This window comes from Nocardia sp. NPDC049190 (assembly GCF_040648115.1).
Taxonomy (GTDB): Bacteria; Actinomycetota; Actinomycetes; order Mycobacteriales; family Mycobacteriaceae; genus Nocardia.
Map to the genome: position 1 here is coordinate 65,311 of NZ_JBEZDE010000023.1, position 15,302 is coordinate 80,612.

Annotated in this window: 15 protein-coding genes and 1 pseudogene; 8 read left to right on the forward strand and 8 right to left on the reverse strand. The window is 66.0% G+C overall.

From position 1 onward, the window contains the following. Window positions 1-36: 36 nt before the first annotated feature. The 3 genes from AB0B25_RS20515 to AB0B25_RS20525 all read left to right on the forward strand — a co-directional run bounded on the left by AB0B25_RS20515 (window position 37) and on the right by AB0B25_RS20525 (window position 2,441). The gene (locus AB0B25_RS20515) at window positions 37-360 is read left to right on the forward strand and encodes a hypothetical protein (protein WP_357181718.1); all 324 of its coding nucleotides are present in this window, start codon (window positions 37-39) and stop codon (window positions 358-360) included. Between the two features lie 295 nt (window positions 361-655). Continuing rightward, complete coding sequence (locus tag AB0B25_RS20520) at window positions 656-1,876, forward strand: transcriptional regulator (RefSeq protein WP_357181721.1); 1,221 nt, start codon at window positions 656-658, stop codon at window positions 1,874-1,876. 169 nt (window positions 1,877-2,045) lie between these two features. Then, window positions 2,046-2,441 carry a DUF779 domain-containing protein gene (locus tag AB0B25_RS20525; protein ID WP_357181723.1) on the forward strand — a complete coding sequence of 132 codons (396 nt, stop codon included), beginning with the start codon at window positions 2,046-2,048 and terminating at the stop codon, window positions 2,439-2,441. A gap of 67 nt (window positions 2,442-2,508) precedes the next feature. On the opposite strand, the gene AB0B25_RS20530 is transcribed toward AB0B25_RS20525, so the two are convergent. After that, window positions 2,509-4,062 carry a succinic semialdehyde dehydrogenase gene (locus tag AB0B25_RS20530; RefSeq protein WP_357181726.1) on the reverse strand — a complete coding sequence of 518 codons (1,554 nt, stop codon included), beginning with the start codon at window positions 4,060-4,062 and terminating at the stop codon, window positions 2,509-2,511. 275 nt (window positions 4,063-4,337) lie between these two features. On the opposite strand from AB0B25_RS20530, the gene AB0B25_RS20535 reads away from it, so the two are divergent. Genes AB0B25_RS20535 through AB0B25_RS20550 form a run of 4 tightly spaced genes read left to right on the forward strand, consistent with a single transcriptional unit; the run spans window position 4,338 to window position 8,097 of the window. Beyond that, window positions 4,338-6,719 (forward strand): nitrate- and nitrite sensing domain-containing protein, encoded by a 2,382-nt coding sequence (locus AB0B25_RS20535; RefSeq protein ID WP_357181729.1) that lies wholly within the window; start codon window positions 4,338-4,340, stop codon window positions 6,717-6,719. A 1-nt stretch (window position 6,720) separates the two neighbouring features. Further along, window positions 6,721-7,146: a roadblock/LC7 domain-containing protein gene (locus tag AB0B25_RS20540; protein WP_357181732.1), complete on the forward strand. Its 426-nt coding sequence runs from the start codon at window positions 6,721-6,723 to the stop codon at window positions 7,144-7,146. Next, window positions 7,143-7,517, forward strand: coding sequence for a DUF742 domain-containing protein (locus AB0B25_RS20545; RefSeq protein WP_357181734.1), 375 nt, complete (start codon window positions 7,143-7,145; stop codon window positions 7,515-7,517). Before AB0B25_RS20540 ends, AB0B25_RS20545 begins: the two co-directional genes overlap by 4 nt. Continuing rightward, on the forward strand, window positions 7,498-8,097 hold the full coding sequence (locus tag AB0B25_RS20550) for an ATP/GTP-binding protein (protein WP_357077084.1): 600 nt from the start codon (window positions 7,498-7,500) through the stop codon (window positions 8,095-8,097). Before AB0B25_RS20545 ends, AB0B25_RS20550 begins: the two co-directional genes overlap by 20 nt. A 106-nt stretch (window positions 8,098-8,203) precedes the next feature. Here AB0B25_RS20550 and AB0B25_RS20555 read toward each other — a convergent pair whose 3' ends face one another. The 4 genes from AB0B25_RS20555 to AB0B25_RS20570 all read right to left on the reverse strand — a co-directional run bounded on the left by AB0B25_RS20555 (window position 8,204) and on the right by AB0B25_RS20570 (window position 10,709). Continuing rightward, window positions 8,204-8,671: a sensor domain-containing protein gene (locus tag AB0B25_RS20555; RefSeq protein WP_357181737.1), complete on the reverse strand. Its 468-nt coding sequence runs from the start codon at window positions 8,669-8,671 to the stop codon at window positions 8,204-8,206. 60 nt (window positions 8,672-8,731) lie between these two features. Continuing rightward, the gene (locus AB0B25_RS20560) at window positions 8,732-9,145 is read right to left on the reverse strand and encodes an NUDIX domain-containing protein (protein WP_357181739.1); all 414 of its coding nucleotides are present in this window, start codon (window positions 9,143-9,145) and stop codon (window positions 8,732-8,734) included. Window positions 9,146-9,384: 239 nt separating this feature from the next. Further along, window positions 9,385-10,332, reverse strand: a complete 948-nt coding sequence (locus tag AB0B25_RS20565) for a M56 family metallopeptidase (protein WP_357181742.1) — start codon at window positions 10,330-10,332, stop codon at window positions 9,385-9,387. After that, the gene (locus AB0B25_RS20570) at window positions 10,329-10,709 is read right to left on the reverse strand and encodes a BlaI/MecI/CopY family transcriptional regulator (protein ID WP_357181744.1); all 381 of its coding nucleotides are present in this window, start codon (window positions 10,707-10,709) and stop codon (window positions 10,329-10,331) included. Before AB0B25_RS20570 ends, AB0B25_RS20565 begins: the two co-directional genes overlap by 4 nt. Window positions 10,710-11,248: 539 nt before the next feature. On the opposite strand from AB0B25_RS20570, the pseudogene AB0B25_RS20575 reads away from it, so the two are divergent. Then, window positions 11,249-11,398: pseudogene (locus AB0B25_RS20575) on the forward strand (integrase core domain-containing protein); the annotation flags it as partial. Window positions 11,399-11,569: 171 nt separating this feature from the next. On the opposite strand, the gene AB0B25_RS20580 reads toward AB0B25_RS20575, so the two are convergent. The 3 genes from AB0B25_RS20580 to AB0B25_RS20590 all read right to left on the reverse strand — a co-directional run bounded on the left by AB0B25_RS20580 (window position 11,570) and on the right by AB0B25_RS20590 (window position 15,284). Continuing rightward, complete coding sequence (locus AB0B25_RS20580; protein ID WP_357181747.1) at window positions 11,570-12,649, reverse strand: hypothetical protein; 1,080 nt, start codon at window positions 12,647-12,649, stop codon at window positions 11,570-11,572. Window positions 12,650-12,660: 11 nt separating this feature from the next. Next, window positions 12,661-13,812, reverse strand: coding sequence for a DUF4331 family protein (locus AB0B25_RS20585; RefSeq protein WP_357181749.1), 1,152 nt, complete (start codon window positions 13,810-13,812; stop codon window positions 12,661-12,663). Between the two features lie 128 nt (window positions 13,813-13,940). Beyond that, window positions 13,941-15,284, reverse strand: a complete 1,344-nt coding sequence (locus AB0B25_RS20590) for a Dyp-type peroxidase (protein WP_357181752.1) — start codon at window positions 15,282-15,284, stop codon at window positions 13,941-13,943. Between the last annotated feature and the right edge of the window lie 18 nt (window positions 15,285-15,302).

Below are 15,302 nucleotides of genomic sequence, written 5' to 3' on the forward strand. Positions count from 1 at the left end.
GGGTATCGCCGCGCCATAACCATTCAGGAGGAGCACATGAACGCCACGCTGTCACGGACCGGCCGAACCGGCCTCGGGATCGCGGCGATCGCCATGGTGCTCGCGGGCTGCACAGACATCGAGCGGGCCCTCAACCGCGGCGGTGACACCCCGTGCAACGAGTACATCAAGCAGGACCAGGACACCAAGCGCACCACGATCACCAAATTCGTCAAGGAACAGTCCCAGAACGACCGAGAACCGGCGGGCACCGTGGTAGATGCGACGATCGTCTCGGTCGACGTGCTCTGCGGCAGCCAGGCCAACGCCCAAACCCCCATTGAGAACGCTGACGTCGCGGGGATTTTCATCAAGAAGTGACCGCTGGGTCGCGGCGTCGGATGGACGGGCGGCCGATCGGCCGCCCGCTGTCGTTCGTCCGTGCCGGCCAGGTGCCTTCGACAACCTCGGTCAGTACTGCGTCTGATACCAGGTGAGCCGGTGGCCCGCAGCCAGTAGCGGCCGAAGCCGGTGGTCAGCAAGTCAGGCCGCTCGCCCGACGCACCACTGACCCGTCGCGGCTGGTGGTGTGTCGTCAAATCCGTCCGCTCGCACTCGGCATACGCTCAGAATTAGTGAGCGAATGTGAGTTCACTCGACGATGGGGTTCTTCCAGGTGGCACAGTTCCGCACCCTCACTCAGCAACGGGTCGAACTGGAAAGAGAATGGGAACGCTGGGCGACGACTCCGAATACCGCGGTGCCGCGTAAGCCTCGGACCAGCTTGTTACGCAAAGAAGTAGCGCAATCCTGGCAGCGGTCACTGCACACGGTCGATCCCGGCCGCACGGTCGCGCCGGGATTGGACGACATCGGCGATCTGTGGGCCGAGTCCCCACTCCGAGGCCCAGTGACCGCGTTGGCGTCCGATCTGCGCGGAATCGCTGAGGACTCCGGCTATCTGGCCGTGGTCAGCGATGCCGCGGGCACCATTCTCTGGTCGTGTGGTGCGCGCGCGCTGCGCAGACAGGCCGAGCAGGTCAATCTCGCGCCCGGTGGCTGCTGGAACGAAAGCCACATGGGCACCAACGGTTTGGCACTCGCGTTGCGCACCGACCGCCCGGCGTCGGTGTTCTCCGCCGAGCATCTGGTCGCCGTGCTGCACGGCTGGGTGTGCTACTCCGCGCCCATCCACGGTCCGGACGGCAGGCAGGTCGGCGCCCTGGATCTGTCCAGTTCCTGGGACCGGTCCCATCCCGCGGTACTCACCTCGGTGCGGGCCCTTGTCACGGCGGTAGAGACGATTCTGCGGTCCGCCGAACCCGCCCCGATACCCGGGCTCCGGCTGGACTGCCTCGGCACCGCACGGCTGCTGCGCGATGGCAGTCCGCTTCCGCTACCGCCGCGGCAACTGGAGATCCTCACCCTGCTCGCACTCGAGCCGAACGGCTTCACCCCGGATCAGCTGCACACCGCCGTATACGGCGACCGCGCGGTCTCCACCAGCACGCTGAAGGCCGACGTCTCTCGGCTGCGCCGAGCCACCGGTGGCGAAATCACCAATCGACGTTACGTTTTGAACGGGCCGGTGGCCTGTGACGCCGTGGATCTGCTCGGCGCCATCGCAGCAGGCGACGCAACTTCAGCGGTGTGGCTGTATCGCGGCCCGCTGCTGCCGGGGTCGGAGACCCCTGGCGTGGTGGCGTGGCGCGATTATCTTCACGTCGGTGTGCGGACCGCGGTTCTGGCCAGCGACCGCGTCGAGCATGCGGTGGCATTCGGCGAACGAGCGCCCGACGATGTCGAGGTGCACGAACACGTGTTGCGGCTGCTCCCATCCGGCGATGTGCGACGTGCCGTGGTGACCGCACGATTGCACACCGCACTGCACGCATAGCCGTTCCGCACCAACCGCGTACCAACCTCGTCGGACCATAGTGACCCGGTCAGCGAGAGTCACGAGGAGCAGGTGTCATGGTCCACGCCATATCGGGGTCCGATCCCGGCGTCGTCGGCTACGTCAGGTGCTGTGACGAGGTCATCGGTGGCGAGTGGGCGGCGGCGTGATGCCCCAGCGGATTCATCGGGTGGACATCACCGACCGCGCCAGGACCGCGCTGCGCCGAATGATCGAACAACACGGCGCGGTGCTGTTTCACCAGTCCGACGAGCGTTTCGGCGGCAGCACGCCCGTGTGCCGTCCGGTCCGTGAGTTCCGGGTCGGCGGGGCGGATGTCCTGGTCGGAAATCTGCCCTGGCACACCGAATTCTGGATGAGCGGTGACCAGTACGAACTCAGCAAGCACGCCCACCTCACCGTCGACGTCGCCTACAGCGGCGGGACACTGGACGCGCCCGATGGCGTGCGCTTCACCCTCAGGTCACGGCTGCTCACGGACGAGGAAGCAGCAGCGCTGGCGGCCCGACCACCGCCGCGCACCGGAGCCGACCGGTTGGCATGAGCCCGGATGGGCCGACCGGCGGGATATCCGCCCGGGTGGGCACGACCACCCGGGCGGATGTCGAGCGTCAGCGACCTGGAAGGTGACGCAGGCCGCGGGCGATCGCCATGAGGAACGGCTGCCATAGGTCTCGCGGGAACAGTCTCGGCGGATCGAGATTCAGGTATCTGGTCACCACGACGCTTTGCGGTTCGGTGTATTTCAACAGACCTTGGGGACCGTGCCTGCGGCCGACGCCGGAGATGCCCATACCGCCCATCGGCGCGGCCGTAGTGCCCCAGGCCGGCGCGTAACCCTCGTCCACGCACACCGTGCCGGCGTGCAACTGGGCGGCGATCCGCTCGCCCGCGGACTTGCTCGCCGCCCACACCGACGCGTTGAGGCCGTAGTCGGTGTCGTTCGCCGAGCGCACGGCCTCCTCGATGCTATCCACCGGATAGATCGACACCAGCGGGCCGAAAGTCTCGTCGCGGAAGCACTCCATTTCTTCGGTCACGCCGGTGAGCACGGTGGGCTCGAAGAACAGCGGACCCAGATCCGGGCGGCTGGCGCCACCGGTGAGCACCTTCGCGCCCTTGGAGGTGGCGTCTGCGACGTGTTTGGACACCTTCTCCAACTGCGCTTCGGAGATCAGGCTGCCGATGTCGGTCGAATAGTCGTAGGACGCACCCAGTCTCGCAGCGTTCACCGCGGCGATGAACTTTTCGGTGAACTCCGCTTCGACTTCCTGCTCGACGTAGAGCCGCTCGATCGAGATACACAGCTGCCCCGCATTGGAGAAGCAGGCCCGCACGGCGGCCTTTGCGGCCTTGTTCAGATCGGCGCCCTTGGTGACGATCATCGGATTCTTGCCACCGAGTTCCGCGGAGAATCCGATGAGCCTGCGGCCGCACCGCTCGGCGAGCCCGCGGCCGGTCTCCGAGGAGCCGGTGAACATCAGGTAGTCGCAGCCCTCGACGATCGCGGTGCCGACCACGGTGCCCGGGCCGGGGACGACCGCCAGCAGATCACGTGGCAGGCCGGCACGGTAGAGCAGTTCGACACCGGCCAGGGCCGCGAATGGAGTCTGGCTGTCGGGCTTGGCCACCACGGCATTGCCCGCGATCAGCGCCGGGATGGAGTCGCCGATCGACAGCAACATCGGGTAATTCCATGGCGCGATGATCCCGACCACGCCCTTGCTCTGATAGCGGACGGCGGCTCGGTTGAGCACCGGGAACGCGCCAGGCACCTTGTGCGGACTCAGCAGGCGCGGCGCCGCCTCGGAAAAGTACCGGGCCGCGAACATCAACCCCATGACCTCTTCTTGGGCCGCCCAGCGCGCCTTACCCGTCTCGGCCTGCAGCACGTCCATCAGGAAATGGCGGTGCTCCACCACCAACGCTCGGTAACGCTGCACCACCGCGGCGCGTTCCGTGACCGGCCGCGCCGCCCACTCCGCCTGGGCTACGCGCGCCTTGTCGATGGCGACAGCCACATCCTCGGAGGTGCCGATCGGCACACTACCCAGCGGCTTGCCGGTGAACGTCTCGGCGATCGTCTTGCGTTGGCGGTCCCCGGGCGCATCGATCGCGGCCAATGCGCTCAGGCGCTCGAAGACTCCGGCTTCCGGCGCGGACATCACGACCTCCTATTTGTGAGTAACCGCAAGATACAGACAATCTACGCCATCGCGAGCCTGATCGGCAGCCGGATTCCGCGATCGGCGACAACCCAGGACAGTACGGAGACGACCCGCCCGCATCGGCCGACGAATTCCCTTGCGGCACATCAGAAATAATGCCATGTCACATTAGAAGGTAATTATTCGCCCATATCGACAGTGCGATGTCAAACCGAGTCCCGGTCAACGGGATAAGGCATCGGGCGGACGTCGATCTCGAGTACGTTGGGCGAATGTTCAGAAGGAGGCTCGGTGTCCGCGGCCGGATCTTGGCCATCGCACTCATCCCGAGCCTGACTCTCCTACTAGTCGGTGTTGGTACGGCGGGGTACCTGGTATTCAAGGGAACCTACGCACGGGTGTGGGCCATCCAAGTGCAGAAGTCGACGCCGTCGGCCCGGGAATTCACCGAGTCCGTCCAGCTGGAACGGCGCCTGACCCTTGCCGAACTCGCGGGCGACCGCGAAGCCGCACCCGCACTCGCCGCGGCACGCGTCCGAACCGACAAGGCGGTCGCCGAACTGCGCAGCGCCTCGGGCGGGCTGCAAACACTCGCATCGTCCCTGATCGGGGACAAGGTCACTCACTTCATGAATGTGTTGGACCGACTCCCGATGGTGCGCGCGCAGGTCGACACCGGGACACTGCCCATTCTCGAGGCATACACGTTCTACAACGATGGACTCCTGGCCATCCCGACTGCCACGCAGATCGCCCAGCAGTTCTCGCCGGACCCGGAGATCGCGATCGAACTCGCGGAGGGCCTGCGACTGTTCTACGCGGCGGAGGCGATGTCGCGTAGCAACGCGCTGGCCCTCGCCTTGGTGAACGCGCATGATCGTGCGACCGTCCCGGCGGCGGAATACCTCAGGCAGGTCGGCTATTACCACACCCAGATCGACTATCTGACCAGCGAATTCGATGCTCCGCAGCGCGATGCCGCCAAGGCGGCGACCAGTTCCTCCGCATGGCAGCAACTGACCTCGATGGAGGGAGTCCTCACCCGACTGGCACTGCAGACCCCTCCCGACGATGGTCAGAACACAATCCGTCCGGGTGCCCCGGAGGCCGACGGCACTGCACGGTCCGGCATCGCTGCGGACCTGCCGTGGAGCGTGGCGGACTGGCAGAACGCGGCGACGGACGTCAACCGCGGGCTCATCGACATCTGGATCAACCAGAACAAACAAGCGCAGGCGGTCGCCGAAGACAAGGCCGGGGGCTCCACGGTGAGTTCGCTGCTGTTCGGCATCGGAGTCTTGCTGGTTGCGATCGCGGGATTCGTCATCGCGATCAAGCTGGCCAATCGGATCATCCGCAGGCTACGGCTGCTACGGGGGGAAACCCTCGCACTCGCCGACGAGGGCCTGCCCGACATGATGCGTCGCCTGCGCGCGGGCGAGCCGGTGGACATAGTCGAGCAGACACCGCTACTGGACTACGGCCAAGACGAGATCGGCCAGGTCGCCAAAGCATTCGGCCGCGCGCACGCCGCTGCGGTCGCGGGAGCGGTCACCGAGGCCCGGACTCGCGAGGGCGTGAAAGCGGTCTTCCTCAACATCGCCCACCGCAGCCAGATCGTGGTGCACCAGCAGTTGGAAATCCTTGACGAGGCCGAGCGACAGCAGGAGGACCCTGCCTTGCTCGACACGTTCTTCCGGCTGGATCACCTGGCCACCCGAGAACGTCGCAACGCCGAGAATCTGGTCATCCTCGGAGGTGGTCAGCCCGGCAGGCAGTGGCGTAACCCGGTGGACCTGGTCTCGCTGGTGCGCAGCGCCATCGGCGAAACGCTCGACTATTCGCGCGTCCGGCTCGCCCGGCAACCCGAAGTGCTCATCGTCGGTTCCGCGGTCGCCGACTTGATCCACCTGCTCGCGGAACTGATCGACAACGCCACCGCGTTCTCCCCGCCGCAGGCACGGGTAGAGGTGAGCGGAAATGTCGTCGGCAAGGGCGTAGTCGTCGAGATCGAGGACCAGGGCATGGGTATGCCCGAAGACGAACTGACCAAGGCGAACGAGATGCTGCGCAATCCACCGGATTTCGGTGTCGCCGCCCTGTCCGCCGATTCCCGTCTCGGCTTGTTCGTGGTGGCTCAGCTCGGTGTTCAGTACGGAATCTCGGTTCGGCTGGTCGAGTCCGATTATGGCGGGATCCGAGCCATCGTGCTCATTCCGTCCGCGCTCATCGCCCGCGAAACCGGGAAACCGTCCGCGAGATCCAAGGGATCCGAGACGGCGTCTTCGCAGTCGGCGGCACCACCCTCCGCGCAGCGGACTCCCCTGCCGACCGCAGACCCGAGCCCGGCTCCCCTCGAGGCGGCCGTAGCGACGCTGGTCGTCGAACCACCCGCGGCGAACCCGACAGCACCCGAGGAAACCTGTACCGCATCCCCCGGCAACGGCGACGCCAGACCCGCATTACCGCGCCGCAATCGCCAGGCGAATCTCGCACCACAACTGACCGAGCCGGCCGCAACCCAGACCGGACCACCGCGACAGCGCACCGCCGAACAGGCACGTGATCTGATGTCGGCGATCGAGAACGGCACCAGACAGGGCCGCAAGCCGCTCGCAGACAACAGCCCCACTCCGGACGATCAGAAAGACTAAGGTGACTTCATCCAATCCAGGTGATCTCAATTGGTTGCTCGACGATCTCGTCGACCGGCTGGCTGGTGTCCGATATGCGGTGGTGCTGTCCACCGACGGATTGCTGCTCGGTCGCTCTGCCGCGATAACGCGGGAGGACGCCGAACATTTCGCCGCAATGTCCTCCACGCTGTACGGTCTGGCGCGCAGCGCGGGTAGTCGCTTCGACGGCGGCGGCGTGCGCCAGGCAGTGATCGAACTCGACCGTGCCGTGCTGTTCGTGACTTCCGCCGGTGACAACGCCTGCCTGGCGCTGCAGGCCGCCGAGTCCGCGAACCTCGGCATGGTGGCCTACGAGATGAACCTGACCGTCCAACGAGTCGGCACTTATCTGTCCACCACTGCGCGACAGGACCTGGTCGGGCAAGTCGAGTCCGAACTGCCATGACCAACCACGGTGAGCCTTGGTTCGACGACGCGGCAGGTCCGCTGGTCCGTCCCTACGCGCGCACTCGTGGGCGCACGAAGGGATCCGGACCGGAACTGGATATGCTCACATCCGTAGTGGCCGACGACTCCGCGCCCGCACTGCGTCGCAACGAACCCGAGTACGCCGAAATCCTTCGACTATGCCGGGTTTCGCAGACGGTGGCAGAAGTGTCCGCCTGGTTGCGATTGCCGCTCGCGGTGACCAAGATCCTCGTTGGTGATCTGATCGGCGACGGGCAGTTGATCTTCCGTGCCCCCGTTCCGACGGAGGCCGGACCCGATGACCTCAACATATTGCGAGCGGTGCTGGATGGAATCCGAAAAATTTGACTCGAGCGGCACGCCGCACCTGGCCGCCTCGGTCAAAATCCTCGTCGCCGGTGGATTCGGCGTCGGCAAGACGACTATGGTTTCAGCGATCAGCGAGTGTGCGCCTTTACGCACCGAAGAGCTGATCACCGAGGTGAGTACAGGTGTCGACGACCTATCGGGTGTCGAGCGGAAGACCACGACCACAGTCGCGCTGGACTTCGGCAGACTCACCATCGACGGCAACCTCGTGCTCTACCTGTTCGGCACCCCCGGCCAGGACAGGTACTGGTTCCTGTGGGACGAACTCGCTCGCGGCGCCCTCGGTGCCGTGGTATTGGCCGATACCCGCAGGCTGGGCAATTCCTTTGCCGCCGTGGACTTCTTCGAGCGCCGCCGCCTGCCGTTCATGGTCGGCGTCAACTGTTTCGAGGGCGCGCCGCGCTACACCATCGACGAGGTGCGTGACGCGCTGGACCTCGATTCGGTCACCCCGGTGATGCTCTGCGACGCCCGTGACCGCGGATCCTGCAAAACCGTGCTGCTCACCCTGGTGGAGCATCTTATCGAACGCGCACACCGCAAGCGGGTCACGACCTGAACTCACCCCGCGCCGGGCGCCCCGATCCTCAGCACACCACCGGACATCGAACGGGCGGCCGGACCCTGCTGTGGGCAGCTCGTAGGTATCAACCTCCGCCGAACGCTCACGCCCGGCGCAGCCAAGCGAGAAACAACACCCCGCCGCCCGCGGCGAGCAGGAGCGCGACCGGGAGTGGCCACCACTGCCCGTTCCGGCCGAGCAAGCCACGGGTGAGCCGCACCTGAAACGCGCCGAGTCCCGCCAGAGTCAGCAACCAGACCGGCAGCAAGCCGACCCCGATCACCGCATGCACCACCCATGCGCCCGCCAGAGTGGGTCCGCCCCAGGCGCCTTCGACATTGTCGGCCGCGATCACTGGATAGCAGATCCCCCGGATAGCGACGACTGCCGCGAGGAAGACCAGAAACCAGGCGAGGACGCCGACCGCACCGCTGAGCATCGAATGCGCGATCGCACGCAGCCGAAAATTTTTGCGGGAGAACGGTTTCGCCGACCATCCGACGGGGCACGCGCAGCCGTGTCCCGATTCGCCGCAACGCCAGCGGAAGTGCGCGCAACGCATACGTGGCATAAGGCAGCAATGCGCGCATCCACGGCACGGCGCCGACAGTGACGGCGTTCGATCCGCGCCTCACCGCAGCTGTCCCGCCGCGACCAAGTCATCGAACAGTAGTTGGTCCACCGGAGGGACCAGGGCCCGGTCGGCATAGGAGAACCACGCGACCTCCTCGATCTCGTTGCTCGCGGCAAGCGAGCCGCAGTAATCGGCGGTGTAGCAACTCATCCGCACCAATGGATCACCCCCGAGCCCGTGCACCGCCTCGTAGGTACCGACGTATGCGACGGTTTCGGGCAGCAGCGCGACCGTGAGCTCCTCCTCGATCTCGCGCAACAATGTCTGCAGATCGGTCTCGGCACCCTCGCGCTTGCCGCCGGGAATGTAGAAGACGTCCTTGCCCCGCGGTCTGGCGCACAGAATCCGCCCATCCTCGATCCGCACCCACGCGACCGTGTCGATCAACTGCTGTACGCGCCCGTCCGCCATCGCCGCAGCCTAGCGCCGTCGCATGCACTCGGCCGAGCGGGCAGCACCGAACCCCGGTCCGAGTCGCCTGCCGCAGCCGGGAGAAGGGCGAAGTCCGTGGCAGCAGAACCGAGACCGGATCGCCGCGACTATTACCAGACTTCGGGACGGTCCTGCCGCAACATGTACCCAGTGCAAGCCGAGCACAGGACGGGTGCGACCCGACGCGAAGTTCGGGCCGGAGCGGTACCGATATCTACTCAGCAGCAACGCGCCGCAACGACGAAGGTCGCGGCCGCGAGCGCCAACCCGGTCACCATTATCGCGATCACGCCGACCAGCGCAGTGCAGGTGGTTGCCCGTCGAACCGCGCCAACCGGGTCGACCAGCCGCTCGGCCCGCGCCAGCACCGCGGTGCCTGCCACGGCGAGCGCCCCCGGCGGTGCGGGCTCGGCGATGCCGACGATCGCGAGCAGTCCGCCCAGCAGCGGAAGCGAACCGTGCGCCTCGGCGGCCCTGTCATCGGCGCACATCTCCAGCAATCGGGTGATCTCGGCGGCACCGACGGTCATCAAGCGCAGGCCCGGCAGTGCGGTGGCGATCGCGCTCAGCGCGGCGGTCATCGGCGCATGCCTGCCGGACAGATGCGCGCGTTCGTGGGCGAGAACCGCGGCGAGCTGCTCCGTGGTCAACGCAGCGAGCGCGGCACTCGTGACGACGATGATGTCGGGCCGACCCGGCAGGCAATAGGCCTGTCGCTCGGGCGAATCCAGTACGACAGCCCCGACGCCCGGCACTCGCCTGCCGACCAGACGCACAGCACGCGCGTGGGCACGTGTGCGCCTGCCCATGGACATACCGACACCTACAGCCCGCGCCACCAGCGCGAACGTGGCCGTGGCGACCAACGCCGCCACCGCGAAGCTGATCGCCTGGCCGGCCGCACCGCCGCGCACGTGGATCGGCACCCACAGGATCGCGAAACAGACGCGCAGGGCTTCCTTCGGATGCCCCCAGTACGTAGCGAACTCGGTGGTCAGCATGATCGCCGCGACCACCCATGCGGTCAGTGCGGCACCGATCGCGACGGCCCACGCGATCGCGCCGAGCCGCGGCGCGCTGCCGCGGTGGGTGAGACCACGCAGTACCCGAGGACCCAGGGTCGCCACCGCGCTGCCGTAGAGCAGCAGCGCGATCGCCGGGCTCACGGGACTTCTGGGGTCTTGCGCGCCGACAGCCGCCGCAGCGCGGCGCGCAGCCCTGCCGACTCCTCTGCGCTGATCCGGTCGACGAAATGGCTGAGCACCAGGTCCGAGCGTCCGCCGGAACCGAGCGCCTCGAGCATCAGCCGGGCGCTGTGCTCTTCTCTGGTGAGGGTCGGCCAATAGCGATATGCCTTGCCGGAGCGCTCACGTGCCAGCCAGCCCTTGCGATGCAGGTTGTCCATGGTCGACATGACCGTGGTGTAGGCGATGTCCCGTTGAGTCGAGAGTTCGTCGAAGATCTCGCGCACCGTCGTGTCCTCCGTATCCCGATCCCAGATGCGGTCCATGATCACCGCCTCCAGATCCCCGAACCCACGCATCGTGCCGACTCCCTCATGGCTAGCTGTGCCCTATCGTGGCAACAGGGTACCGGCTATGGCCGATTACTACGGAGTTAAATCGTAGATTCGACTGCTCCAGCCCGATGCAATGGACTACATCTCGACTTTCGCAACCTCTCTCGAACATTCATTCGATCATAGATCGCAGACGCCTTCCCGAACGACCGGTATGCGGCATTTCGGTACGTTCGGCTGGTTGGCGGCCTGGCAGATTCGATCAGCACGTATGAGGGCACGGCCCTGTGCCTGTGTGTCCCACGACGGTCAGAATGCCCGATCAGAGCACCCGCATCACTGACAGGCACGGTGTGCGTGGCGACACCGTCGTCGGTACCGACATGCAACAAAAGCCCAGTCGGTTCGGCCAGTTACCCGATTTGCCGATCTGCCCGCAGTGTAAGCGAAGTCTTCCGGAACGTGCTCGGTGCCACCGAAACCACAGTCCCCGCAAATGGCACGCTGATCACTCGATGCACGTGTTCCGCAAGCACCCTGGCGACATTGCGATGCCGCGACCCGCCTTCACCGGCCGGGCCGAACTCGAAAGGCAAACCGCATCATGGGTGCACTGGTACAACACCCAGCGCCACTCGGCGATCGGATACCTGGCGCCGGCCGAATACGAACACCTCTACCATCAACAGACCATCTCCACCGAGGTGGCCTGAATCCGAGTCTCCACCGGATCCAGGACGATTCAGGCCATGCACCCACCGGAACCGGGAGGCAACAACCCTGACTATTCGGGCTGCAGAAGGGTTGATGCCCCAATGAGCGCGCACCGTCGCCTGCCGTGGCGAACATATTGGCCGGTTCGGCACCGATGGTGATGACGTCGGCTACGCCTGTCTCCTGCCCGCGGCCCGGGCGCTGTCAACCGCGCGGGTGGCACGTGTGAGGAGTTCATGGGCTCGTGGTGTCTGGCGGACCTCGAGGTTCTGCCTTGCGAGCAGTAGTGCCCGACGCGGGTCGGTGCCCGTGTCGAGCAGGAACTCAGCCGCGTGGTCGGCGAATGCCGCGGGATGCTGCGTGACCAGTTCGTCGTAGCGTGCTGCTGCCCGGGCATGCCACTCTCGGGACTCGTGCGTACGGCCGACTTCGCTCAGTATGCGGGCGAGTTGTGCCGGGTAGTCGGGGTCGTCGGAGGAGATCGTGAGCGGGTGCAGCCGGGCGATCGCGGAGTCGGGCTCGCCGAGGGCGGCTTCGACTTCGGCGAGGTGGCCCTGGGCTGGAGCGTAGGCCGGAAGGCGGCGATGCGCGGCGGCGAGCCACCTGCGCCCGCGTGGGAGATCCCCTTGGGCGAGCCACATTTTGGCGCGCTGAAAGTGCAGCTGCGCCAGCGGGATCGGCGAGACACCACGGTAGCGATCCCGACTCTCGTCGAATAGATGCTCTGCCGTGGCCACATCCCCGCTTTCGGCGCACAGTGAGGCCAGCGCTGCGACAGAGGCGAAGTCGGCTCGACGTTTCACAGCGTCCCGCACGAATGTGTGGGCCTGGTCGTAGCGTCCGACCGCCGCGAAGATCGCGGCGCGTTCGGCATCCACGACGGCGGGGTCTGCTCTGAGTCGGCGGGCTTCATCGAGGTCACCCAGCGCATCGGTGAAGCGATGGAACGTGGCTCGCGCCCGGGCGCGGGCGATGAGGGCTACGCCGTCGGCCGGGTGATCGTGCGTGAGTTGTTCGGCCCGCGCGTGCGCCCATTCGTAGTCCGCGACGCGACCGAGGATGTGCCCCCGCAGCGCCACGAGTTCGATGAGCTCGGCTCGACCACCGACATCGAGCCCTCCCGCGAGGGCGATTCGCTGCCGGCCGTCGATCTGCGCTCCCAGATTCGCCAGCGCGAGAGCACCTGCCGTTGTCGGTGACTCGCCCTCGGTCACCCCGCCGGTTGCTGCCGGGTCACCGCGTCTGGGCATCGCCGCCATCCTCACCTGGACTTGTCGAGTGAAAGCTCGGTCTTGGCCGGTGGGTTCGGTTCCGGGGGAACGAGATATGGGAAGGTGTGGGAGGCTCGCACTGCCTGTTGGTCGACGCCGTCGCTGATCCGGGCGCCGTTGCCGGCATTGACCAGCATCGTCACAATGGTGTCTGCGGCATCGTCATTGAGGCTTCGGCCACCACAGGTCTGATGGTCCGCACCCTTCAACAGCGCCCGCTCGATCTCGAAGTAGCTATCGTCCGCATACGGCTTGGACACATCGACCACCATGAAATCGGCCAGCAGCAGCTCGGTCAGGGGGTGGTTGCCGTGCGCGTCCGGCGGCCAGTCGGTCTTGTGGTCGAGGCTGTCCCAGAAGCCGAGGTTCGCGTTCATCCGCGCGCGATACGCACCAAGGTATGTCGGCCCGAGGTTGTACGGGTCCTCCTGGTTATACAGATCACGAAGGTCCAGATCCCGGTTGACGGTATCGAAGTCCTTTGCGCCGAGCACGACGCTTTTCATCAGGGGGCGGCCGAAGCGTTCCAGACGGACCGTGATCGGCCCGGGAACCATCGTTTCGCCGACGACAGCGAACAGCGGCCCGGTGTCGGCCCCGAAAATCGTGGCGATATCGAGTTCGACAACGACGCTGAGGACGTTTTGGCGGTACTGCCTGCTGTCGCCGGGGCTGGCAAACGCCAGCTGCCGGGTCATGATGGTTTGCGCAGCCCTGACCCCGTCGAAGAAAAAAGGATCCATCCGCCGTCCGGCGAAGGCGCGCAGGCCGTGAGCCTGTCCACCCTGTTCGTCGTTCACCCGGAAGGACACAGATTGGCCGGTCGAGGCGGTGCAGGTGCCTTCCTGCGCGAGCGACGAGCCGGCCTGCTGCTCGACCGGACCGGTAAAACGAAAGCTGAGGATGTACTCCTTCTCGCCGACGGTGAACGCGGCCGCGGTTTCGCGCGGGAGCGTGAGCGGCCGGAGCCGGAATCGGTAGTCGACCGCATCGGAGAACAGCGCGGCCGGTTCTGCGTTCGGAAACACGTTGAGCACCAGGACCAGAAGGCCGGGCTGCTGCGGACTGGGGAAGGCGTAGACATCGGTGATGTCCACGACGGGATCCGCCAAGGCCCGGGGCCCGGAATTATGGTCAGACATTTCTCACCACTCCTTCAGACCATCGAAAAGACTCTGGTGGAGCGCGATCTCACCCAACGCAGGCACCGACCATCCCGTCGGAAATTGCCGGCCGGTCAGGGGCCATGAGATCGTTGCATCCCTCCTGCTCAGGTCTCGAGGTCGGCCAGCCAGCGCAGGGCACGCAGGCCGGGCACGAAGAAATATTCGCCTCCCCGTGTGACGACGAACGCCGGCAGACCCTGGAGCCGCCGGCGGATCGGCTGTTGCGGGATGGTGAAGTGATCGCTTCCGCTGTTCGCGCCCACGATGGGGTCCTTATCGCCGGTAGGGCCATGAAAGAACTGCCCCTTGTTCATCCACTCCGACTGGACGAACTCGAATTGCCGCTCCAAGTTCGCTCCGACGAACACGAATGCCAGCCCTCGTTCCGCGCCGTCGTCCTGGGTGACCCCGGGCGGAAGCATCGGGCCGTAGCTGGTACCGCGCCGGATCATGCGATGAAAGCGCGCGAAGCCGCTGATGTCCGAGTCGCGCGGATTCATCCGTCGAATGTGCGAGCCGGGAGGGGTTTTCAAGCCCTGCGGATCATCATCCTGGTAGAGGAAATCGTTGTTGCGTTCCGGGTCAGCACCTAACTGAGGGTCATCGTGCATGGGACACAGCGCCAACGGTGCGCCGCTCTGCCAGCGCCCCAACATCTTTGCCGCCAGAAAGTCTTCCTCTTCCGGACTCGAGGCGTTCGCCTTCACATACTGGCGAAACGCGGCAACACGTTGGTGTAGCTTGCGAAAAACCACGTAGGTGCCGTTCCTGCCCAGGACCTCGGGGCGCGGCATCGGCGACACTTCATGCCGCTCATTCTCATAGCCCAGCAAAAACTCGCCCGCCTTGAGGGGCTTCTCTTGGGGGTTCGATCCCGGAATGCCGCTTCCTTCAATCGCGGGATGGCTGATGCCGTCCCGGAACCCGAACGCTTCTTTCTCCGTGGGCAGCACGTGACAATCCAGGTGCCATAGGGCCGTGACCCCGGACAGGCCCTCGAACGCCGTCCGCGCCTGCGCCAGAACACGCTCGAGCCCCGCCGCGTCGGGTGAGAGCGCGCTGAGCCCGACATGGACATCCGAGGTCCCGAACGGTTTCTCCCAGTTTTCGGGGGCGCTGTCACCGACATCCCCCAGTTCTGCCGCGCGCGCGGCCATACCCTGCCGGAACGGCAGGGGGAAGCTGTCGAGCGAGTCCTGCGGAACACCCAGCGCCTCGAGGCCCTGGAAGCTGAGCCCGGCACTGACCCACGCCTGGTGGCGTGGGTCCATCGGGCTCGTGGCGTCGGCGAGCGCAGGAATCAGCCTCCGTAACAGCTCACGCCCGGCGCGCCGGTCCTCGATGCGCAGCACAATATAGGCGCCGACGTACGGCGAGGGCCGCGGATGCAGGGCCCCGTTCTGGATATCGTCCAATTCGAGCACGACAGGCTCTTGTACTGTTGCCATAGATGCGTCGCCTCCATA